The 22,614-nt window shown below is 67.1% G+C and carries 19 protein-coding genes; all 19 read left to right on the top strand.

The window, feature by feature from the left end:
* Positions 1–512 precede the first annotated feature (512 nt).
* The 19 genes from NM2_RS08065 (at position 513) to NM2_RS07975 (ending at position 21,319) form a co-directional block, all read left to right on the top strand.
* The gene (locus NM2_RS08065; protein ID WP_084530588.1) at positions 513–1,409 is read left to right on the top strand and encodes a helix-turn-helix domain-containing protein; all 897 of its coding nucleotides are present in this window, start codon (positions 513–515) and stop codon (positions 1,407–1,409) included.
* A gap of 348 nt (positions 1,410–1,757) precedes the next feature.
* On the top strand, positions 1,758–2,330 hold the full coding sequence (locus NM2_RS08060; protein ID WP_067666090.1) for an NUDIX domain-containing protein: 573 nt from the start codon (positions 1,758–1,760) through the stop codon (positions 2,328–2,330).
* A 661-nt stretch (positions 2,331–2,991) separates the two neighbouring features.
* Positions 2,992–4,092: a competence protein CoiA family protein gene (locus tag NM2_RS08055; RefSeq protein ID WP_067666087.1), complete on the top strand. Its 1,101-nt coding sequence runs from the start codon at positions 2,992–2,994 to the stop codon at positions 4,090–4,092.
* Positions 4,093–5,234: 1,142 nt separating this feature from the next.
* Complete coding sequence (locus NM2_RS51425; protein WP_245717895.1) at positions 5,235–5,717, top strand: hypothetical protein; 483 nt, start codon at positions 5,235–5,237, stop codon at positions 5,715–5,717.
* Positions 5,714–7,006: a cutinase family protein gene (locus NM2_RS08045; RefSeq protein WP_084530587.1), complete on the top strand. Its 1,293-nt coding sequence runs from the start codon at positions 5,714–5,716 to the stop codon at positions 7,004–7,006. Before NM2_RS51425 ends, NM2_RS08045 begins: the two co-directional genes overlap by 4 nt.
* Before the next feature lie 150 nt (positions 7,007–7,156).
* Entirely contained in the window at positions 7,157–8,257 is a 1,101-nt protein-coding gene (locus tag NM2_RS08040; protein ID WP_067666084.1) for a lipase family protein, read from the top strand.
* Positions 8,258–8,367: 110 nt separating this feature from the next.
* Positions 8,368–9,996 (top strand): cutinase family protein, encoded by a 1,629-nt coding sequence (locus NM2_RS08035; protein WP_084530585.1) that lies wholly within the window; start codon positions 8,368–8,370, stop codon positions 9,994–9,996.
* Between the two features lie 38 nt (positions 9,997–10,034).
* Entirely contained in the window at positions 10,035–10,721 is a 687-nt protein-coding gene (locus NM2_RS48825; RefSeq protein WP_067666081.1) for a DUF8176 domain-containing protein, read from the top strand.
* Positions 10,718–11,401, top strand: a complete 684-nt coding sequence (locus NM2_RS48820) for a hypothetical protein (protein WP_157120968.1) — start codon at positions 10,718–10,720, stop codon at positions 11,399–11,401. Before NM2_RS48825 ends, NM2_RS48820 begins: the two co-directional genes overlap by 4 nt.
* Positions 11,398–11,712 carry a hypothetical protein gene (locus NM2_RS08020; RefSeq protein WP_245717894.1) on the top strand — a complete coding sequence of 105 codons (315 nt, stop codon included), beginning with the start codon at positions 11,398–11,400 and terminating at the stop codon, positions 11,710–11,712. Before NM2_RS48820 ends, NM2_RS08020 begins: the two co-directional genes overlap by 4 nt.
* 2 nt (positions 11,713–11,714) lie before the next feature.
* On the top strand, positions 11,715–11,978 hold the full coding sequence (locus NM2_RS08015) for a hypothetical protein (RefSeq protein ID WP_067666078.1): 264 nt from the start codon (positions 11,715–11,717) through the stop codon (positions 11,976–11,978).
* A 78-nt stretch (positions 11,979–12,056) separates the two neighbouring features.
* Complete coding sequence (locus NM2_RS08010; protein ID WP_169816133.1) at positions 12,057–12,665, top strand: DUF8175 domain-containg protein; 609 nt, start codon at positions 12,057–12,059, stop codon at positions 12,663–12,665.
* 19 nt (positions 12,666–12,684) lie between these two features.
* Positions 12,685–13,482, top strand: coding sequence for a DUF8175 domain-containg protein (locus NM2_RS08005; RefSeq protein ID WP_067666075.1), 798 nt, complete (start codon positions 12,685–12,687; stop codon positions 13,480–13,482).
* On the top strand, positions 13,479–14,930 hold the full coding sequence (locus NM2_RS08000; RefSeq protein WP_067666072.1) for a TrbL/VirB6 family protein: 1,452 nt from the start codon (positions 13,479–13,481) through the stop codon (positions 14,928–14,930). The genes NM2_RS08005 and NM2_RS08000 overlap by 4 nt, the downstream gene beginning before the upstream one ends.
* Positions 14,927–16,393, top strand: coding sequence for an SCO6880 family protein (locus NM2_RS07995; protein WP_067666069.1), 1,467 nt, complete (start codon positions 14,927–14,929; stop codon positions 16,391–16,393). The genes NM2_RS08000 and NM2_RS07995 overlap by 4 nt, the downstream gene beginning before the upstream one ends.
* Entirely contained in the window at positions 16,390–18,123 is a 1,734-nt protein-coding gene (locus tag NM2_RS07990) for a putative type IV secretion/conjugal transfer ATPase (RefSeq protein ID WP_084530581.1), read from the top strand. The genes NM2_RS07995 and NM2_RS07990 overlap by 4 nt, the downstream gene beginning before the upstream one ends.
* Positions 18,124–18,276: 153 nt before the next feature.
* Positions 18,277–18,828 carry a hypothetical protein gene (locus tag NM2_RS07985; RefSeq protein ID WP_157120966.1) on the top strand — a complete coding sequence of 184 codons (552 nt, stop codon included), beginning with the start codon at positions 18,277–18,279 and terminating at the stop codon, positions 18,826–18,828.
* 60 nt (positions 18,829–18,888) lie between these two features.
* Positions 18,889–19,974 carry a hypothetical protein gene (locus NM2_RS07980; RefSeq protein WP_157120965.1) on the top strand — a complete coding sequence of 362 codons (1,086 nt, stop codon included), beginning with the start codon at positions 18,889–18,891 and terminating at the stop codon, positions 19,972–19,974.
* Between the two features lie 253 nt (positions 19,975–20,227).
* Positions 20,228–21,319, top strand: coding sequence for a C40 family peptidase (locus NM2_RS07975; RefSeq protein WP_245717893.1), 1,092 nt, complete (start codon positions 20,228–20,230; stop codon positions 21,317–21,319).
* Positions 21,320–22,614 lie beyond the last annotated feature (1,295 nt).

Below are 22,614 nucleotides of genomic sequence, written 5' to 3'. Positions count from 1 at the left end.
GGCGATCGCGACTGGGGTTGCTGAACGAGTCCGGGACAGCGGCCAGCTCGTTCGCGCGGACTGCAACGGAACGACAAGCTGTCGGATGTCGCCGGCGCAGTGCGCGGTTTCGGCGACCGCGAGGATCGGCCGAGCGGACCGTGGTCATACAACCATCACAGGTTCGAAATAGGCTGCGTGTCTATGTATTTGGGACCACTGCTCGTGGGGCCACCGCGTGTGGTGGCGGGAACAGACGCGGTTCGAGGGCCGGAAGTCGAAACGCCCTAAGCATTTTCGGGCCGGAGCACGGTTCTGAGCGTCCTCGAAAGTGTCTGGGAAATCGCTGACCTCACTGAGCCAGAAAGACGTTCGGGACTTGTCCCAGTGGGACCACTAACAGTGGCTGCGCTCTGTGCGCCAGGAGGGTAGACAACGGGACGCCGCACTGTCTACGTTGAAACGTTGGAGGGGGTCCTGGGGCGTAAAACACGGGGTGCTGACTCCCTCCCTCATCGGGTGGTGTTCACAAGATGCCGCTCAACGTACGTTCACAAAACTGTTACGACCTAGATGAAGGGGGTCCTGTGGACCCGTTGAACCTGAGCAAATCTGAGGCGATCGAACCGGAATCCGTGCAGGGGTTGGAGCGTCCGCCGACCCTGCGCGAGTTTCTGAAGGATGCGCGAAAGAGCATGCCGGACTGGACTGGCAAGCAGGATTATCCATCCCAGGAGGACATGGCGAGAAGGGCAGGACTCACCATCTCCTACTACGGGAAGCTGGAGACCGGCGAGCGATCCGCTCCGGACCGGTCGGTGCTCGACAATCTTGCAACCGCCCTGGAGCTGAACCCGGCTACCAAAGAGCACATGTTGCGGTTGGCGGGTATGGGTGTGGTGCAAGACCTTCGCAACCCCGAGGAACTCAAACAGAGCCTGGACCCGATCATGATGGACACGATCCACAGGCTCGACGACCACTACGTGGCGGTCTTCGACACCCGCTGGAACCTGCTGGTGTCCAACGAAAAGTACCGGCGCGCGTTCCCCGGTCTGGCCGAGTCGGGGAACGTGCTGCTGTGGTACTTCAGGTCCGCACTGTCACGCCACGTACTGGTGGAGTGGGAACGCGAGGCCGAGCTGAATGTGTACTGGTTTCGCTATCTGATGGGATCGTACGGTAATACGCCGTGGGGCTTGCAGATGCTGAACGAGCTGAGCAAGAATCCGCAGTTCCGCGAGTACTGGGCCCACGAGGCAAAGATCGTGCAGGGCCGAGCTGAGGAAGACTCCGCTGTACGCATGCGCGACGCGGAAACCGGTGAGCTGTGGACCCTTCGGGTGTCACAGCTGACGATCAGAAACTCCGTTGGAGAATTCATCAACTTCGTCGGCAAGCGAGAGATGTACTCGGGCCCGCTGCCGTAACGACATCACGGAGCGGCATCCAGTATGCCGCTCGGCGGCCAGTCAGGCCTGGCTGCCTCCTGTGCGAGCGGAGACAGGCAGGCCTGCACTCGGCATCGCTCGGATCCGGATACAGAATCCGGGGCCGGATCGATGCCGGCACGAAAACGAGTCGTTCAATATCAGCCTGCCTACCACGCAGGGTTCATACCAGCAGTTCGGCCCAGATCAACACCGTGCTCTGGACCAGACACGCCGCGCGGCACGGGGGATCGTGCAAATGTGCGCGACGTGCTGCGTCGTCGCACGACCGTCTCGAACCTGTGCAGGGCACCAACGTATGTCGGTGTCGGCCAGTATCTTCGCCGTATGCAATCCGCCACGGCCGTCGTCGCCGATCTGGTCAGACAGATCGATCCGGTCGACGAACTCGAACGCCAGCACATCACCGACACTCTCGCGTGGCTCGCCGACACCGACGACATCTTCCGACGCGTCGCTCCTGCAATCCCGCCCCGGCATCTGGTTTCCTACGTGGTGCTGGTCGATCCCGACGAATACTCGGTGTTTCTTGGGCGGCATCGTAAGGCGGGCCTGTGGCTCCCGATGGGCGGCCACGTTGAACCTGCAGAGCATCCCTTGGTCACCGCGCGACGCGAAGCCGCCGAAGAACTCGGTATCACTGCGGAATTCACTGCCACCGGCGACCGGCCCATGTTCCTGACCTCCACCACCGTCGCTCGTCCACTCCCGCACGAGGACACCTCGCTGTGGTACACGATCCGCGGCAGCCGCCACCACGCCTACCAACTCGATCCGGCCGAGTTCGACGGCGGCGCATGGTGGGACCTGGACCCGCATGCGATCCCCGACTCCGATCCCCATATCGCACGATTCTTCGGCAAACTGCGCACAGCGTGGTCGGATCAATTGCAGCCCTGACTATTTCACCCACACCCCCTGGTCGTTTACCTCGACGACGCCTTGAGCCCTTGCCGCCCCGGGGCCGGTGCCATCCGGGAGGCGAACACCCGGGCCGACGATCATGTAGTGGCGGATTTGGGGCGCGGATACCAGCCGGTCCCGCAGCGCCCACTGAGCGGACGAGCTCACGAACACCGCCCCTGGCCGCGTCTCCGATCCGCGTGGGCGCAGAGGGAGTTGGAGCGGGGCAGGACCCGCGTTCGAGTCCGACGGTGATTCCCGCTTCATCAGCAGAAGTACATGGACCAGTCGGGTTTTCCCTGGACCACGATCCTCAGCGTCCATGGTCGACACCGACGGCGGGCAGTCGTACGATTAACTGAGGCCGGACAACAGCCGAACCTCCTGATCACGAATAGTCCCGGCGATCAACACAACTCATAGTCACCCAGAGCGGCAAGCTCTCCCAGACATCGCATCGAGCCGGACCCACACAGTCTTCCCCCGTGAATAGCGCGGCCTCTTCACAGAAGTTCGGGCATCTCTTCCGTTGCCCGAACCGTGTCAGCTATTCCGCGAAAGGGTTCCCCGAGTGTCTGCGTCGAACAACCTCACTGTCGCGTTGGACCTGTCATGCAATGAGTATCTCTGCGCGCCAACCGATCCCGCGGACGACCGCATGCGGCAGCTGCGGGCCAAAGGTTACCTCGGCGACCGGACCCTGGTCTGCGCATTGTGCTACGCGGGTGTCGGTACCGCCTCCGGCGCTGTCGTGCCGGTCGTCGTGCGCGGCCGGATCGGTGGTGATCGCCGACCACATTTCGCACATCCACCGGGCCTGGGTCCTACCGGCGGTCTGCATGCTCCGGAGTCGGTATGGCATCTTGCCAGCAAAGCCGTCCTCACCGCATGGGCGCGAAAGCAACCGGGGGTGATCGAGGTCCGCAACGAGGTGTGGCTACCCCACGGCCAGCGTCGCTGTGACGTGCAGGTGTTGTTCGCCGACGGCAGCCAGGTCGCCCTGGAGGCGCAAAGTTCTCGCCTCAGCGACTCGGCCTGGGCCACGCGGCACCACGACTACCGCAGCGCCGACGTCCTCGATGAATGGTTCTGGCATGCCGACCATCCCACGCCGTGGATGATGCTCGCCGACACCGAACACCCCCGGCAGATCTGGATCCTGGACCCCTGGCGTGGGGTGCTGACGCTCCTGGCCGGTGCGCCCCACCCGTATACGAGCGGCGCCCGTGCGCTGCAATATCGGGTGGAACATCTGCCACCTTGCGTTCGAGACGACCTGATTCCTTACGAAGTCGGACTCTCGCAGTTGACGTTGACTCGTGATGGCATCGACATCCCGGCCCACCTCCGTCGCCGCCTGGCCGATCAGCTAGAACAGGAGCGTCTCCGCATCAACGCCGTCGTTGAGGACGCGGCACGCGGAACGCCTCCACCACTGGTCCGACCGTCGGCGACGCCGAATCCAACGGAGGACCTGCTCGGCTGGATCACCGCTTCCTGGCCTGCTATCCGAGCTCGCACGCGCCAGACCGGCGGTGCCGCCGTGCACGCACTGCTCACTGGAGCATCGGTATGCCGGATCGAGAACGACACCCTGATCCTGTCCCATGAGCACGAGCCCCTGGTTCGTCGCCTGGCCTTGCCGAAATATTCCGATGCCGTCCGATGCGCGGTCCGGCAGGTCCTGGGCCGCGACTACCAGATCGAATGGACAGTTGTGCCGATGCCAGCACACACGTACGAAGAACCTTGGCCCTGAACGTCGCGGACGCAGTAGAGCGGGGTGAGTGCCGAACTCGGTAGCAGTGGGCGAGCCGAGCTGCCTGGGTTCGATCAGCAATCTCACGCTGACCGCGCCGATGCCGAGGATGCCGTGGCGAGGACCGCCCGATGCCGGGCGTGGCCCAAGCCGAGTGGTCGACGAAAACCGTAGGTGCACAATCAATTAGCGCAGATTCTCCGGCACGTTTGGCATTTCCGGCGATTCTGGGCGCGCCCGATGACGGCGCAACTTCCGGACTCGGAACTGCGCTGGCAGTGCAGCGATGCGAATGCGGATTGGGCATGGTCGGGGTCACGCTATTTTCGCTTGCCGGCTCGGGGAATTCCCTTAATTGCCGGGTATTTGGGTTCACGCACATCACCACTGACAGTGGTCCCACAAAGGGTGGCGGTGAAACCCGTAGACACACAAGGGATTCCGGCGCTTTGATGGATCATAAGGCCGACAGCGGGCCTCACCGGAGTTGCTGATCGACTCCGCGAAATGGCGGCCCGTCTCCTCCATACCCTCCCCCCACGGGGGAGACGGGCTCGCCGATTCCTCGCCACCTTTCCGGTGTGTGCGAGGCGAAGAACTTCGCAGTCGTGAGAAACGGCGGCGACGTCGGAATTCGAAGCAGCGTGTCCATTTTCGAATCCGCCCATCATTTTCTTCCCCTCGAGCAGAAGGTGACTCTGCATATGATCCAGGAGTTGGGCGCGTCCCACCCTCACCCCTGTCTGCCGCCTGCGAAGCGCCAGCGCAAACAATCTGCGGGCGGCGGGCGTGCGCTTCGGCCCGGCGCGCGGATGGTCGCAGCCGGAGTATTACCGCTGGTCATGGCATTGACATGCTCGGGCGTGGCATTGACATGCTCGGGCGTGGCATTGACATGCTCGGGCGTGTCCAATGCGGCGGTTACGGTGGTGTCAAGCCCGGACCAGCCTGGAGTGACCAGCCCATCGCAACCCGGTACGACAGCCCCGCCGCCTCCACCACCGGCGGCACCGGCACCGGCGGTCGACCAGCAGGATTCCCCCGCAGTCCGCAATAACGAGCCGACACGTCCGGAACCGCAGTGGGCACCAGCGGCTCCGGTGGTCGTGCCGGAGTTGCATCTGCCTCGCCCGGTGCCGCCGGTGGCGCCGATCCAGCCCCCGCCCAACATGATCCGCATCGGCGACTTCCAAACACCCACCCCGCCATGGGTACCGCCGAATGTCCGCGACCAGATCAACACTGTCGCTGCGAACGGTGAAGCCGGGGTCGCGCACTTCTGGGACTCGATCGGCTTCCCGCCCAGCAGATCCGACCGCACAGCGGCAGCGACGGTCGTGGGAGCCGCAGCCGGTGTCGTGGCGGCCGGGGTTCCTACCGCAGCGGTCGGCGCGGTGGTGGGCGGTCTGATCGGTGGCACCATCGGCGGGGTCGCCGGCGCGGCACTGGGCACCGTGGTACCGGTGCCGGTGGTCGGGACAGTGACCAGCGGTGTCGCGGGTACCGCGATCGGTGCCGCGGCGGGCGCGGCAATCGGTGCCGGTCTGCTGGGGCTGCCCGCGGCAGTGGGCGGCGGCATCGCGGGAGGCGCAGTGGGCGCGGCTGTCGGGGTCGGTCAGCGATGAAGAACTCGACTCCGTCGCGGCGTACACGCCCGGGCGGCCGGACGGTTCTGGCGTCCTCGATCGTCGCACTGGTCGGCGTCGGTGCTGCGGTGTCGACGGGCGTCGCGGCCGCTGGACCGTTGCCGCCCATCACCCACTGCCCGGCTCTGTATGTTCTGGCAGTTCAAGGCACCGGGCAGTCGTCGGTGAACGCGGACCCCACCAGCGACACCGGGATGTTGGGGCAGATGATGTCGCCGTTGCTGTCCCAAGCCCCTCCCGGCTCGGTGCAGCGCGCGTACGTGCCCTACGCGGCGACGTTCGGCGGGCTCCCGCTGACCGGAGCGGGGAATTTGCCCTACCAGCGGTCCGAAAGCGATGCGGTCGCGCAGTTGGACGCGAGTGCGGCACAGGTGAACCAGCAGTGCCCGAACACCATGACCGCCGCGGTCGGTTACTCCCAAGGTGCCGCCGCTGTGCATACCTTCGCGCAGCAGGTCGGATCAGGTCACGGACCGATCCCCGCGGACAAGGTCGGCGGAGTCGTCATGCTCGCCAACCCCGCGCGCACGACCGGAGAACCCGTATTTCCTGGTAGCCCGCAGCGCGTGAGCCCCTCGCCCGCACCGGGTACCGACGGGAACGCGGTCACCCGTGTGGTGATGAACCAGCCGCCGCCGGCGGGCGGGGGTCTGGTCGACCCCGACCAAACCTACGGCGCCCTTGATGACGGTCGTGTGGCGGACATCTGCTTGCCGGGCGATTGGACCTGTGCCGCACCACAACACGCTGCGCTGCTGCGCGTGGGTGCCGGGGTCGCGGTGCGGACCCAGTTCACCGACCCGGTCACCACGATCGCGTCCGCAGGACAGGCGCTGGCGCAAACCGTGGACACCGCGCGGACCACCGTCCTCACCGACGATGTCCAGCCGGGGCCGGGCGGGCGAGTGGACTACCTTCCGCGCGTCAGCCTCTCGAATCGGCTGGCCGATGCCGCGGGCCTGCAGGACAGCCCACCGACGATCGAACAGTCTCAGGACGCCGACCGGAAACTGAACCAGGTCGTGGCCGCAGTAACGGCCGACCCGATCGGCAACATCCCGCGACTGGCCCAGCGGCTCACCCAGGCGGTGGGCGCGAACGTGGCCGACAACCAGGATCTGCTCAATCCCGCGGTCTTGGCCCAAGCCGCCGGAACCGTCGCAGCGCATACCGGCTACGGTGCCGCCGCGCCGGGCCAGCAGTCACCGACATCGGCTGGAGCCCAATGGTTCTCGGCGATGGCACGAGATCTGACCACCAGACATTGACCACCAGTCACCGGGATTGTGCACAGAACTCATTGTGCCGCAGCGAGATTGGCGCACAGGATCCGGGACCGACGAAAGAAGACATCCGAGATGTTGTTCCTACCGCCTTCGGGAGACCGGTCATCCCTCGAATCGAGAACCGCTGTCGCCGTGGGCAGCTTGGTGCGGTCGCTGCCGGTGAATTCCGGCGTCGACGGGGTCCATGGCTGGAAATTGTTCTACCGCACCACCAACACTCTCGACGAGCCGATACTGGCCTCGGGTGCGTTGCTGGTACCCGCCGGACCATGGCGTGGACGCGGACCGCGCCCGATCGTCGGCTACGGCACCGAGGTATATGGACTGGGTCCACAGCATGCCCCCAGCGGACTGATCGCTGCCCGAACCTTCCCGGAAATGGGGCAGCTGCAACTGGCCCTGGCACGAGGGTGGGCGGTGGCCGTGGCCGACGGCGAGGGACACGGAGTAGGTCCTGGACCCCACCCCTATTTGGCAGGAAAGTCCGCAGGCCACGCCGTTCTGGACGTTGTTCGGGCCGCAGCGCGCACCCCACGCGCCGGGTTGAGCGGCGAAGCGCCGGTCGGGTTGTGGGGTTACGGCGAAGGCGGACGCGCCGTGGCGTGGGCTGCGGAATTCCACCGGAGCTACTGCCCCGAACTGAGGCTGCGCGTGGTGGTTGCCGGGGGTGTGCCTGCGGATCTGCGAGCCTGCGTCGAAGCGGTGGACGGCGGGCCGTACAGCGGTCTGGGGTTCGCCGCTTTGATCGGGTTGAGCATCGCCCACCGCGATGTCCCGCTGGATCGGATCCTGGCACCGGCCGGCCGGACCGCGGCGCACCTGGCCGAGGGCGCCGGGATGCTGCAACTGCTGGCGTGGTTCGGGAAACCTTTGGGCTACTACACGATTCGCCCGGAGCCGTGGAACGACCGGTTGTGGGCGACGGTGCTGACGCACGAGGAGAACGGTCACCACCCGCCGAGCGTGCCGATGCACCTCTACCACGGTGATCACGACGAAGTGGTGCCGGTCCGCGTCGCCCAGCAGCTGTATGCGGACTACCGGGTGCGCGGCGGCGACGTCAGCTGGACCGACATCGGCGACGCGACCCACGCCCAGGCCGCCCACCGGGGCGCGCACCACGCCGTCGAGAACCTCGCCGCTCACCTCATCACCGGAGGCGGTGGACCGCGGCCCCGCGCGGCCCGCTCGACACCGTTCTCCGACGCCGGTAACCCGCCGACGGCGTCGTGAAAGCCCCTTCGAGGGGGCTGGCTCACCGTCGGATCGCCGGATCCGACACCGCCGGTCGGCCCCCTCGAAGGCCCGAGCCGCCCACGGCACGATCGCGAATCGAGAGCACCATGTCCCCCCGCACCGGTCATCGGCCCTATCGGCGACCGATCATCGCAGCCCTGGCGATGTTCGCCGCAGCCGCAGTAGCCGTCGCTGCCTCCGGTACTGCGACAGCACGTCCGGCGGACGCGCAGGTTCCGATGGGTCGTACCTGCCCGGCCCTGTATGTTCTGGCCGCCCAGGGCCCGGCCCAGTCCTCTCCGGATGCCGGACCCGATGTCGACACCGGCGTGCTCGGCGGCATGCTGCGACCGCTGCTGGCCCAGGCACCGGGCCTGGTGCAACGCGCCTACGTGCCCTACCAGCAGGTCACCGGCACAACGACCAGTAGCAGTACGACACCGGGCACCGACATCGGCACGGGCACGGGCACGGGCACGGGCGGTCAGGACACCAGCTACTCCCGCTCGATCGCCGCGACCCTGCAACGCGTAGACACCATGGCTGCCGAAGTGCGCACCCAATGCCCGAAGACCCTGTTCGCCGCCGCCGGATACACCGAAGGCGCACAGGTCATGAGCGAATTCGCCCAACAAGCAGCAGCCGGCAACGGTCCAGTACCTGCGGATCACCTCGCCGGTGTAGCACTACTGGGCGATCCCGCCAGGCCCGCAGGCACGCCGGTGTTTCCCGGCCGCGTGGGCCAAACCAGCCCGACATCAGCTCCCGGCACCACCGGCACCGAGGTATCGAAGATCACCTTCCTCAACCCCGTACAGCCAGGCACCGGCGGCATCGCGCTGACCAGCGACTCCGACACAGCGAGCTCGGCCACCCCGGATAGCGGACCGACCGAACCTTCCGACTACGGACCGCTGGACGGGCGAGTGCTGCAACTGTGCACACCCGGCGATGTCACCTGTGACAAGCCCGCCCACGGCGCGCTACTGACCGTGTTCGCCGACATCGCCAAACAGGCCGACTTCCACGACCCGATCACCGCAGTGGCCAGCATCGCCAACGCTCTCTCGGCCACGGTCATCAACACCGGCATCAACGTGGTCAACAACGACATCTCCGGCACATCCCTGGACTCGGTGACCTACCAGCCACAGGAATCGATCTCCCAGCGCCTCGCCGACGCATCGAATCCCCATGCGCCGCAACCGAGCCCGAACGACGCGATCTCCGCAGTGTTCAAATTCGGCACCATCGCCTTCAACACCGCCGTCGCGGTCGCCACCAACGTGTTCACCCCCGACACCCTCGCCGCCCTGGCCACGGTGGGGCTGGCCAATCCCGCTGCCGCACTGGGCATCCTGGGCACCAAACTGGCCGGCGCTCTCGTGCAAATCGTGTCCCCACAGCTCCCGGGGCTGGCCAACGAGGCGTACACCGCCATCCAGGACAACGTGAAAGACAACAGCGACCTGGTCAACCTCGACCTGGACGCCCAGTACTCCTCGGCGGTAGGCAACCAGAACACCTACGGCACCGTCCCGGTCACCGGCAGCGGACAACCGCCACTGGCCGCAACCACCGCCTGGTTCGCGGCCCTGGCCAAGGACATCGCCGCGACCGGCACCACCTTCGGGACACCGACACAGACCGCACCTGCGACCGATTCGACAGCACCGGCCACCAGCACCGATACCGGCACACCGCAGGCCAGCGTCACGGCCGTCCCCACGTCATGAGCAGGCACCGCAACGCCATGAGAGGCGGAATCTCGGTGATGTCCAGCGGATCCCAGGACGAACGGATGGGGTGGGGATGGCTCGACGAGGCCCCGGAGCCACAACCCGATCCGACCAACAGTCGAGGGGGCGTGCCCGACGAATTTCCCAGCGCGGAGCCGGATTCCGCACCAGAACCGGTCCATCGGACGCGTCGGCGCATGCCGCTGCGGGGATGGCTTCTGGCCGCGGCAGTACTTGCCCTGGCGGTCGGCGCGATCACCGCCGGCATCGCCGAGGTGACACGCAAGCCGACAACCGTTGCGCCACCGCCGATTTCCGCAGCGCCGCGGCCGACGGTCACCGCGACGAGCGGCCCAGCCTGCGCTGGCCTGAGCGGACCTGCGGGAACGATCGTCACCGACCAGGGTGGCGACCGCGACACTCTGTCCGGAGTCATCGCAGCCTTCGAGTTCGGGTACTACGCGCAGCGCTCGGTGGCCGCGGTGACGCCGCTGCTGGCCCCGGACGCCGGGCTGGACCCGGCTCGGCTCGCCGCAGGGATCGCCTCGATCCCGACCGGTACCCGCCACTGCGTCGCGATCACCCCTCTGAGCGGCAACGCCGCCGACGTGCACATCGTCGAGGTGCACCCCGACGGCACCCGCGTGGACTACCTGCAGGTGATCGACGTGCGAATCGCCGTCGGCGCCACCGTCATCACGAACATCCAGAAGGCGGGATGAGCACCGTGACCGGCGCCACCGACCTGTATCACTTCGGAGACGACGACCCGGCGGTACCGGACCGCGAGCCGGCAACCGGATCGGTCACCGCGCCACCACGTTCGCGCCGAGCGCCCGTGCGCCGCACCCCCTACCCGGTGACCGGCGCACATCCACCGCTGTTCGCTGTCGTCGCCGCGCACGGCGGAGCAGGCGCGACCACTCTGGCGCGGTGGTGGGCACACGCCGCCGACAGCGGCCGAGCCTGGCCCGCCTCCGGGGAGACAACGCAGCGGGTCGTGATCGCCGCACGGACCTGCATGCCCGGCCTGGCGGCCGCGGCGGACCGACTGCGGGAGTGGCGCGCAGGCCTGACACCAGAGGGCGTCACCGTCGAGGCGCTCGTACTGACGCCCATGCGGTCCGGGCACGTACCGGCCCCGGTACGCCGCTACCGCGACACCATCACCGGCCTACTCGACCACGACACCGTATTCACCCTCGGCTGGCACGACGAGCTGATCAGCGTCGAACCGAGCGAGCTGGCCGTCTACACCCCGTCGGACCCACCCCCGCGCCGGCACCGATGGCACCGGGCCCCGGCCCTGACGGCATCAGTACCGCCCGAGGTCTACCGGGTCGGGGCCGCGATCACCGCGCTCATCGCAGCCTCGCGTGAGCGCATCCCATCCCAGCAGTGACGAACGGAAACACCATGTTGCACATCCTGATCCACACCACCGCCTACCTGAGCGCCGCAATACCAGTCCACCAGGACATCCCGTTCACCCCCGTCGCGCCACCGGGCTCGGACCGTCTGCTGAAGGTCCTGAACTGGTTGTCCTGGGGCGCGATGATCGCCGGGGTCGCCGCGCTGATCTACGCGGGCGGAAAATTCGGGTGGGAGAGGATGCACGGCGGGGCGATGGAAAGTCCCAAGATCGTGTTCTATGCGGTCATCGGCGGTGTCGTCATGACCAGCGCCGGAGCGATCATGACCGCGGTGACCTGACCGTGAGCATCGACATGCTGGGCATCACCGTCGTACTGGCCAAGCCACTACCGCCGACCGTGACCGCGCCACTGCTCACGGTGATCGGCTGGGCCGGATGGATCGTCTGCGCACTCGGCGTCGCCCGATTGACTTGGGCCGCAGCACTATTGGCGATCCACAGCCACCGCGAGGAAAGCATCGAAGGAATCCTCGGCGTCTTCCTGGGCGGCGTGATCGCCGGATCTGCCGGGCTGATCGCCGGAGCCCTCTACGCCCCACTCTGACCCCGAAACCACCCCTGAACCCCGAATTCACCGATGCTGCCGGAAAATCCGATGCACACCCACCTCATCCCACACACCGTGATCACCACACTGATTGTGCTGCTGACCATGGCCATGATCACCATGACAGCCGGATGCGGCCACGGCCACCGCCCCGGCTCGGCACCGGTCGGCACCGACGTCCACGCCGCGCCCACGCATCTGCGATGGTCCCAGTTCCAGGGCATGAGCGTGCCCATCGCCGACCAAGGCCCGGCACGGGACAACGGCTCGGTCGCGACGGGGTACACCCGCACTCCCGCAGGTGCCGCACTCGGGGCCATCCAGATCACGATCCGGATGTCGCTGGCCGATGACACCCACTACCCGCAGATCGGGCAGCTGCTGACCGCGGGCCCCGGCCGCGATGCCTGGGCGATTGCCCGCGCACAGATTTCGATCCCGGGCCCCATCGCGGCCGGAGCCGCTCCCCGGCTGCTGGGCTACCGAGTCAGCACCTGGAACCCGGACCGGGTCGTAGTCGCTATCTACACCCGCCAGACCGACCGCTCACTGACCGCCAACACCGCCACCGTCGTCTGGACCGCGGGCGACTGGAAACTCGCCCTGCCCGACCCGCCGGACAGCGCACCCGTGACCGCAGTCGCGACCACACCACCGGACATGGTCGCGCTGGCACAGCCATGACCGAAGGAAGGCACCGGCAATGAAGGCTCGAACCCCACGGTGGCTGCTGCCCGCCGTCGCCGCACTGATACTTCTGGTCACAGCCATCACCGCGCTGAGCGTGGAATCACGCCACGACAGCAGCCACGGTGGCGGACAGCCCACGGGCACCACACCGCCGACGTATGTACCGGCACCGGGTGGACGGGCCGGGTTCGGGTTGCCGACCCTCGATGCCTTCGGCACCCGCCTGGACACCCCGATCGACCCCGCAGGTATCGCACTGGCGCAGGACCCGAGCACTCGCCCGAACCCGGCCCTGGGTCCGCAATACCTCACCGCCGCACCGGCGGGAATCATGTGGCAACGCGGCTGGAATACCGCGGCACTGCCGTTCTCGGCCAGCGACGGACCGATCCGGGTGGTCGACGGGATCGCATCCGGGTTCGCCGACACGCCCCAAGGCGCCGCTCTGGCAGCGTGGGACGCGTTCGCACGCGCCCTGGCCGCACCCGAGGGCGTGTGGCAACGCGTCGTGGCGCAACGATTCACCGGCGGCGGACAACCCTTGCTGGACAGATTCGCGCACAGCCGCGCGGACAACCCCAATGTCGGCCGAAATGTCGTGGTACCCGCCGGTTTCCGGATCCATCCGGACTATCACCCGGACTTCGCCGCGGTCGACGTCGCGGTGCGCACCCCCGAGCAGATCAGTTACGGCACGTGGGCGATGGTGTGGGTCGACGGGGACTGGCGCGTGCGCGTCGATGACATCGACGCCTTGTGGGCGCCGGCGACGCCGGTGGCTTCGCTCGCGGATTTCGGTGTGTGGCAATGACATCGACCATTACACGCATCACGGCGATCCTTGCTGCCGCAGGCCTGTTGTGCGGCGTCGTCGGTGCCGGACAGGCCGCGGCGGATCCGGCACCGGATTCCGGGCAGCAGTGTGACCTTCCCAGCGTCCTGGGCGCGGCCTGCAACGGCCTGCACAACGCGCTGAAGAACGTGGTCGGCGGCACGACCGGGGAGCTGGCCAACTCGATATTCGGGTCGGTCGTGAAATCCCTGCTGGGCGGGCTGACCCAGGTGTTGGAGTGGTGCCTGGACTGGTGGATCACCCTCCCCTCGCCACAGCTGGCCGACCCCACGACCGGGGCCCCCGGCGCGGTGCTGTCCGCGGTACGCGAATACACCGGCGACCTGCAGATTTATCTGATGACCGGGGCGATCGTGCTGACCGGGGCGCGGCTGGCGATGGCGCGGCGCGGGGAGTTGGTCGGCCAGACCCAAGAGACGTTCGTGATGTTCGCTCGCGCGGTCTTCGCCTCGTGGGTGTTCGCCGCGCTGGTGGCGGTCGGCACGCGCTTCGGCGATGCCTTCTCGAGCTGGGTGATCTCCGATGCCACCCACGGCGACGCGGCGGGCGCGGTCAAGAACATCGTCAACTTCGATGCGTTGACCGGGGACCAGGGTTTGGGCACCGGTGCGATGTTCCTGATCGCGATCTTCGGGCTGATCGGCGCCCTGCTGCAATTGGTGCTGCTGGTGATCCGGCAAGCCCTGCTGATCGTGGTGGTCGCACTGATCCCGGTCGCGGCCTCGGCAGCAGGAACCGGCCCCGGGTCGCAGGCGTACCAGCGTCTGGTCACCTGGTCACTGGCGTTCGTGCTCTACAAACCGGTCGGCGCCTTGATCTACGTCGTGGCGTTCTCCGCAGGCAGCCGCCCGGGCAGCAACGCCCAGCAAACCCTGCTGGGCCTGATCCTGCTCGCGCTCGTCGCGATCGTCCTGCCCGCCATCATGCGCCTGGTCGCCCCCGCGATCGCGACCATGGGCGGAAGCGGCGCCGGCATGGTCGCCGCCGGTGTCATCGGCGCGGGCATCGGCCGCGCCATCGGCTCGGCTGGCAGCTCGGAAGGCTCCAGCGCCCGCACCGTCGACGAAAACTCCAGCGGTTCAGGCGGAGACGCCGGAGGCGGCGGAGATGGGGGGGCACCGTCTCCACCCTCGGGTGGCGGGGGCCGTGGCACGCAGGGAACCGACCCCGGCTCGCAGGACAGCGGCGGTAGTGGACCACCGCAGGCTCGGCAGACCGCCGGTAGCAGCGGAACACAGAACGCGGCGACGTCCGCGAGCGCGGAAACATCGTCGGCGGCAGCGGGGGGCGCGGCCGCGGGCCCCTGGGGCGCGGCGGCCCAGGCGGCCGTGGAGACCGGCAAGAAGCTGTACGCCGGAGTCAACAGTGCGGCGTCCCCGGAGTCCGAACACGAGGTACCGCAATGACCGCGCGCATGTACGGCCGATGGGAAAGACCGCGCACGGCAGGGTTTTTCGGGCTGACGTTCGGAGCTTCGATGCTGGGGATCGGTCTGGTGATCGCGGTCATGCTCGGCTACATGGCCACGCGCTCCCTGCCGCTGACCGGGCTGCAGATCATGGGCTCCGCGGTGCTGTTCGTGCCGATGGTCATCACCCGCAACGGGCGCACCGGATGGGAGATCCTCATTCTGCGCACACAATTCGCCCTCGCCGGGGCCCGCGGGGAACGCATCTACCGTGCGGGCCGATTCTCCCGGATCCCCGGAACCAGCCGGCTGCCGGGCCTGCTCGCGGACTCGGCGCTCACCGAGTACGAGACCCCCGGCGGGGCACGGTTCGGATTGATTCACATCCGGCGCACCGACCACTACACCGTCGTCGTGCGGGTCATCCCCGCCGGAGAGGAACTGGTCGACCAGCCTCAGATCGACAGCTGGGTGGAAGGATATGGCCAATTCCTCGCCGCCCAAGGCCGATCCGGCGAGGTCGTGGCGATCACCAGCGTCCTCGAGACGGTCCGCGAAACCCGACTCAAGCAGCGTCGCGAAGTCGCGCGCCTGCTGCGGCCCGACGCACCGGAGTACGCGGCCGAGGTCATGGCCGAGGCCGCGAACGTCACCGGCGGGCAGGTCCGCATCGAAGCCCGGATCGCCATCACCTGCCGTGCCCGCGGCAAACTGCGACGCAACCAACCCGAACAGGCCCGCGAGATCGGGCAGCGCCTGCAAGGTGTGCTGTCCCAGCTCGCCCGCGCCGGACTGCCCGGCGCACCGATGCAGGCGTGGGAGCTGCTGGGCTTGGTGCGCTCACGCTATGACGTTGCCGCGCAAGACAATATCGAAGCAGCCGGACCGGATCTGGTCGCGACGCAATCGTGGGACACCGTCGGCCCGGTCTCGGCACTGGACCGGTGGGATCACTACGTACACGACGGTGCCCGGTCGGTCACCTGGGAAATGGATACCGCGCCGCTGGGCGCGGTACACGAAACCGTGATGAAGGCGCTGCTCGAGCCGCGTCCGGACCTGCCCCGCAAACGAGTGGCCGTGGTATACCGGCTGCACTCGGCCGCGGAGGCAACCGAGATCGTCGACGGCGATTTCCGGGACGCGCTCGCGGCAGAACAGACCGAACCCGGTGGAATCGCCAGCGCCGCTGCATCTATTCGGGTGGACAACACCCGGGCTGCCCGACAGGAACAGGCCCTCGGGGCCGGGCTGACCCGATTCGGCGCTCTGGTCACCGTGACAGCACGACTGGATGCCGACATCCCGACGATCGCCGCGTCGGTGGAGGCGATGTCCGCAGCGTCGCGGCTGAGCGTTCGCCGCTGCTACGGCTACCAGGCGTCCGCGTTCGCGGCGTCACTGGGCATCGGGGTGGTCCTGCCTGAGCACGGGTCGATCTCCAAAAGGATGTCGTTGTGAGCCGCGCACCGGCCCGGCCACACCGCCCGGCACGCACCACCCGGCTCGGTGGGATCACCGTCATGACCCGCGAAACCCGGGAACGGACCGAGAAGACCGCTGCGGCAGGCGGATTGGCCGGATGGTGGGCCCGCACACTGCTCGGCAGCGACGACCACCGCCGCCACACCGCCACACGCCGCGTCGCGGACAGCCAGCGCGACGGATTCGACCGCACCACAGCCACACTCACCGACCGCGGCTACGGCGGCCTGGGAGGCGGGCGCGCTGCGGTCGTTCCAGCGACACCCGAATGGCGTTCCACCACAACCCAAGTCGCTGGCTTGTGGCCGTTCGCGGTCGGTGCCAGTGCCCCGGTGGTCGGCGTTCCGGTCGGCGCGCACTACGTCACAGGCGGCCCGGTGCATTTCGACCCGATGTCGTGGTTTCTGAAAGGCTTCCTCACCGCGCCGATCGCGTTCGTGCTGGCCTTGAACGGATACGGCAAATCCTCGCTGATCCGCCGCATCGCGACCGGCGCGGTCGCGGCCGGAGAAACCGTCCTGTGCCTGGGCGACACCAAGCCGGACTACCGGGACCTGGTCGAGGTCCTCGGCGGGCAAATCGTCGATGTGGGCTACGGCCACGGCACCATCAACCCCTTGGCGGTCGGCGCGCTGGGCACGATCCTGGACAAGCTACCGGACCCCGGGATGCGCCGACAGGTCGCCGCCCGCATCGAAGCCGGGCAAGTCACCATCGTGGCCGGGCTCATCGAACTCGTCCGCGGCTCACGCGTCGAGGACTTCGAGGAAACCCTCATCGCGGCAGGCCTGCGCGAACTCTATACCCACCGCGGGTTCACCGCGCAACACCCGCCCCTGCTCTCGGACCTGCTCACTGTGATCGCCGAGGGCAGCGAGGAATTGATGCGCTTCGCCGAGGAGGACAACGAGCACGCCTACCGCGCCGGCACCAAAACGCTGCGCCGCTCGCTGCGGGCACTGTGTGAAGGACCGTTCGGGGAAGTGTTCAACGGCCACACCACCACACCGTTGAACCTGTCGACGCCGGCGGTGTGCGTGGACGTGTCCTGGATCCCCGAAGGCGACGTCAAACTCCTCGCCGCAGTGCTGATGGTGTGCTGGAGCGACGGATTCGGCGCGATCGCCGCCGCGCACACCCTCGCCGACGCCGGACTGGGCCCGAAACGAACATTCGAAGTCGTCATGGACGAGATCTGGCGGGTCCTGGGCGCCGGAGAACACATGATCGACCGCGTCGATGCCCTGACACGCCTGAACAGGAGACTGGGCACCGGGCTGATCATGTGCAGCCACACCATCAAAGACCTCGCCAGCTTCGATTCGCAAGCCTCCCAACACAAAGCACTCGGATTCGTCGAACGCGCCAGAGCCAAGATCATCGGCCCGGTCCCACCCGAAGAAGTGCAGCGCCTGCGCTCGGTCATGTCGTTCTCCGAGACCGAGAAAATGCTGCTCACCTCCTGGGCCGCACCACGCCCACCCAGTGACGACCTGCTCGACGACCAGCAGCCCGAACGCCGTGCACCCCCGGGCACTGGCTGCTTCCTGCTGAAAACCGGGGAAGCCGACCAGCCGGGGATCCCCTTCCGCATGGTCTACACCCCCTCGGAGCGGGCCGCCGGAGTCCACAACACCAACAAGCGGTTCGACGACATCGACAGTGCCGCAACGACATTCGAAAGGAATACACGTCCTCATGACTGAGTTCGCCTGTCTCAGCATACATTCGCCGACGGCTCGTCTCCCGCGAATCACCGAGAACGCCGTAACTGTAACAGCCGGCCGCGATTGCGCTGACCGAATGCCAATGGCGACGGTGGTGGTGGCGCTCGATCCGGTACCAGGGCGGTGACGCCCGTGCTCAGTACACAAAATCGCTTCCGCGTGGCCGCCGAGGTGGACGCCGCGGCAGTGGAGGTTACAGCGGCGACGCTGATCGGCACCGAACACGATGTCGCGTCCGCGCGATCGCGCCTGGAGCGTGCCGAACGAGCCGCGACAGCGAGCGAGAGGGACAACTCCACCGAATTGCCTGCGGGACAACCGATCCTGTGGATCAACACGTTCGGGGCGAACTCCGGTGAACCGATCGGGATTCTGGAAGGCCGGATCGTCGCGGAGGCCGTCCCTCTGGGCTTGCTGACCGGCCGCCCCGAACGCCGTTACCTCGCGATGATCGAGGCGCCGTGGGGCGGCGACACGGAACATCTGGTCCTCGCCGACGACGTCATCGCAGTACCCGATCACCCGCCCCGCCCCCATACACAGGCGGGGCCGGACAGCGGCACCACCATTGCGGACCTGATTCAGACCGCATTCACAGATACCGGTCCCACTCCCGGCGTCACCGACACCGACAGACCGCCCCCGCAGGCAGGACCGACCCCTGATTACGGACTCGACCTATGAACCCGGCAAGGACCCCTGAGCGCCCGTGGCTCAAGCTCGCGACGGGAGAGGGTGGCGGCGGTGAGTAAACCAACCCGGATCCAATTGCGGCTGCTCAAAGCGATCGGCACCCAGGCCCAGTCGGCATTCACCGATACCCGCACCGCGCAGCGAGCAGACCAGGAGGGTCGGCCTCTGACGGTGGGGTGGTACGAGGACGTGCGGCGTCGCAGTGAACTGCGAGGGGCACTCGAGAGCGCAGCATCAGCCGGTGCCGTGCCACCGGAATGGATCGATCAGGCACGCACGCGCGGCGAGTTGGGCATGGCCTGGCGGCGCGACCTGCATTGGCGCGATCCCGCGCCGATCGACCGGGCCGCCCTGGTCGCGGAGCTGGGATCGGATGTGCTCAGTGTGCTCGGGATGGCCGCAGTCGGGGCCGCCTACAGCGAGCACGGAGCACGCAGCGAAGTCGGCACCGCGCGACTGTTCGACACCAAGCTCAGACTGCTGGGCCAACGGGTGCGAGCCGTGTCGACCCTGCTGGCGGTGACCGCGGAGGAAGCCGCGCCGTGGCACGAGGACCGGCTGCTCACGGCGCTGGCCCGAACCGTCGATCATGCCCGCCCGGGCGAGGTCGCCACCTGGTGGCGTTCCTACGCGGGTGCTGACCGCGGGCCGTACGTAGCGCAGGCGCATGCCTTGGCGCACGCCGGAATCACCGCTCCCGACGCAGCGCATACGCTGCCGCCGCCGGAGCAGATCGCCGCGCGAATGCGAGAGCTTCTCACCGCTGGCTCCACCCGCAGCCCGGACCGCCAGCCCACCGCAGCCCCGCAACAGATCGCGGTCATAGTCGGGGCGGCTTTCCCTCCCGACGCAGCCCCGCGGCCTCGTGTCCCGGACATCCCGCACCATGGTCTGCCCCCCGGACCCCGGAGCGCAGACGATCTCCGACCGGGAGGCCGGCCTGTGAGCAGAATCGACGAGCTCACCCGACCGGACCCGATCTCGACCATCCTGGAACATCACATGCGGCGCTGCACCGATCACGGTCAGCGGGGCGAGTTCGGCACCGGAGCCGACACTGCCGGTGAGTTCGGTCACACCGAAACCCGAACTAGCTCAACCGCAGGGCCCTCAGCTGATCGAGGACTGGATCGGTGACACATCCTCCGCGCTCACACCGTTCCATCACATCGATCCCGGCCGTCATGGGTGGCGAACACCCATCGAAATCACGACGGCGAACAATCGATGAGCCACAACATAATTCAGGATCTTCGTCGCTGATGTCGACCAAGGCGCGGCCGCGAGCCTGTGGCGAGACCGTCAAGACGGTCGGCGCGATCAGCTCGCGGATGTACGCCGCTGGTGTGCTGTGGGCTCGACCCGGGCACTGATCGCACTCGCGGCCGCGGTGCCGCTGCTGCTGCTGGTGATCATGATGATGGCGATCCTCGGGTCGGACGCCACCACCGGATGCGCGCCGCCGCCCGCGACGGGAACCGCCGGCCTGGCGTCGCTGAATGCGAACCAGATTCAGATCGCCCGCAACGGCGTCGTGATCGGGCGCCAGCGAGGAGAGCCCGAGAACGTCATCCTCGCCGAACTGGCCGCTGCAGAAGCCGAGTCCGGGTTCCGTAACCTGTCCAACCCGAATGTTCCAGCGTCACAGGGGTATACCTCCGATGGAGAGGGCACCAACCTCGACTCGGTCGGACCGCACCAGATACGGGCCGGTATATGGGCCGCCACACTCGGGGGCATGGCGGGCCTGATGAACCCCGTCACGCAGATCAACTGGTTTTACAGCCAAGCCGACAAGACTCCCGGTGCCGCTTCGATGGACCCGGCGAGCCTGGCCCAGGCCGTTGAGAACTCCGCGCACCCCGAAAGATACGGCGGCACAGCGCTGGCGCTGGCACAACAAGTGTACGCGGCGTACGCCGACGTGACCGCGACGCCCAACGATGCCACCGCCGACACCGCGACGCAGCCGCAGGGATGCGGTCAGGGCACCAACGGACAGCCCGTCCCGGCACCGGCCGGGTCGTTCGGCGCCGCGGTCATCGCAGCGGCCGTGCAGTGGATCGGCAAAGCCGACTACGCGTGGGGCGGCGGCACTGTGGCAGGCCCCTCCCCGGGAGGACAGTACGGAACGTTCGACTGCAGCGGCCTGACGATGTACGCGGTCTATCAGGCGAGCGGCGGTCGAATCCGCCTGGCCCACAACACCCAGATCCAACAAGACGACCCACGCGCAGCCATCGTGCCGTACGCCAACCGCGAGCCCGGAGATCTGGTGTACTTCACCAAAGCGGGGGCGTCGGAATCCCACCATGTCGGCATCTACCTCGGCCAGGACAACTGGGGAAATGACATGGTCCTGAATGCGCCGGACTACGGGCAAAAAGTCAAGATCGAACCGCTCACCGACTGGAAGGGCGAGCGCTGGGACTTCCGACGATTCGGAATCAACACACCACCGGGGGTGGATTCCCGTGCGTGATACCGCAAATGCTCCGCCAGAGAGTACACCGTCGGTGCCTGCTGGTCACGCAACCGGCAGCGCAGGACTCACGCCATGCGCGAGCAGTCTAGCTGATACGGGCGATCGAACCGCGGTGCTAGGCAGTAGTGGAGGTCGTGCTCGACCACGCCAGGTGGTATCACGGGCCGGCCACCCAGCAGATCATGATCGAGGGACATCGACAATGGCTGCGTATCCCGTATCAGCACAATCGCATTCGTCATGGTGCGACCAGGGAATTGTTCACCGGATAGCTTCAGGACCGAGGATTCGACGGCGTTGTTACGGTCGAAGACGGCCAGGGCCGCATCCCCGCGCGTTACTCGCAAGTGTTGTTCGGCCCGCGGTGCTACGCAGGATCTCGAAGGACACCGTCGCCGGGAACCGACGATCCCGGCGCCTGGTCGCGGGGAAGTCACCACACGGTCGGCGAGCACAGCGCAGATGGTGGCCAGCGGACCGACGGGCCTGATGCAACCAATCACGTTCTACCGGGTGTCGGTACACCGCCGTGAACCGGCACTGCTGATCCGCAGCCATTTCCGGATACTCGCGGGGAACTCGTCGGGCAGCATTTCCCCGACGTTGTCGTGGTCGTTGACTAGTCGGCCCACAAATACTCACCAGATTTTCTCAGCGGGGCGGTGAATAGCACTGCGATATAAGCGGCACCGCGACTCGCAATGGAAATCACCACTGCCAGTGGGGCCACAAACGGTGGTGGCGAAACCCCTGGACGGGCAACCTCTTTCGGCGTTCTCATAGAGGGGCAAGTAAATCCATCTCAGAGAAAGGAAGGGTAATAATGCCCGATTTTGGAGCCATTTTGAACTCTGGATCAGCGATCCTCAACGGCGCTCTCGGAATAGCCGACTTGGCGTCACTTCTGTTCGGTTGGATCTGACCGGAATTCGGCGAGGCCTCCTGCCCGCGGTAACGGTCAGGAGGCCGACGAGCTCGACACGGTTGTCGCCGGGACGAGCCCTCTTTCACCCATTTTTTCACTCAGCACAGAAGGTGACTCTGTACATGGTTTTCACGTTAGACGACCGCGCGCGCGTGCGGTACGGCCAGGTGACAAAGGACGGGGACGAACCTCGCCGTGCCCGGCCACGCGGGTTCGACTCGCCACCGATCTTTTTCACCTGGTGCAAACGGTGCGCGCACCGCAGTTATAGCACCCGCCGTGACGCCCGGCGCGTACGCCGCCACCACCGCAGCCGCCACGGCTTGTCGGTATTCCGTTGCCCGTTCGACTCGCGACGGTGGCACCT

This window comes from Nocardia miyunensis NBRC 108239, assembly GCF_001613065.1.
Lineage (GTDB): Bacteria > Actinomycetota > Actinomycetes > Mycobacteriales > Mycobacteriaceae > Nocardia > Nocardia miyunensis.
Note: the sequence above shows the minus strand (reverse complement) of the source record. Positions and strands in the feature narration are given on the sequence as shown.

Excerpts from the sequence above, each read along its gene's own strand:
- NM2_RS08065 (WP_084530588.1), top strand. The coding sequence starts at position 513 with ATGCCGCTCAACGTACGTTCACAAAACTGTTACGACCTAGATGAAGGG.
- NM2_RS08060 (WP_067666090.1), top strand. The coding sequence starts at position 1,758 with ATGCAATCCGCCACGGCCGTCGTCGCCGATCTGGTCAGACAGATCGAT.
- NM2_RS08055 (WP_067666087.1), top strand. The coding sequence starts at position 2,992 with ATGCGGCAGCTGCGGGCCAAAGGTTACCTCGGCGACCGGACCCTGGTC.
- NM2_RS08045 (WP_084530587.1), top strand. The coding sequence starts at position 5,714 with ATGAAGAACTCGACTCCGTCGCGGCGTACACGCCCGGGCGGCCGGACG.
- NM2_RS08035 (WP_084530585.1), top strand. The coding sequence starts at position 8,368 with ATGTCCCCCCGCACCGGTCATCGGCCCTATCGGCGACCGATCATCGCA.
- NM2_RS48825 (WP_067666081.1), top strand. The coding sequence starts at position 10,035 with ATGTCCAGCGGATCCCAGGACGAACGGATGGGGTGGGGATGGCTCGAC.
- NM2_RS48820 (WP_157120968.1), top strand. The coding sequence starts at position 10,718 with ATGAGCACCGTGACCGGCGCCACCGACCTGTATCACTTCGGAGACGAC.
- NM2_RS08005 (WP_067666075.1), top strand. The coding sequence starts at position 12,685 with ATGAAGGCTCGAACCCCACGGTGGCTGCTGCCCGCCGTCGCCGCACTG.
- NM2_RS08000 (WP_067666072.1), top strand. The coding sequence starts at position 13,479 with ATGACATCGACCATTACACGCATCACGGCGATCCTTGCTGCCGCAGGC.
- NM2_RS07995 (WP_067666069.1), top strand. The coding sequence starts at position 14,927 with ATGACCGCGCGCATGTACGGCCGATGGGAAAGACCGCGCACGGCAGGG.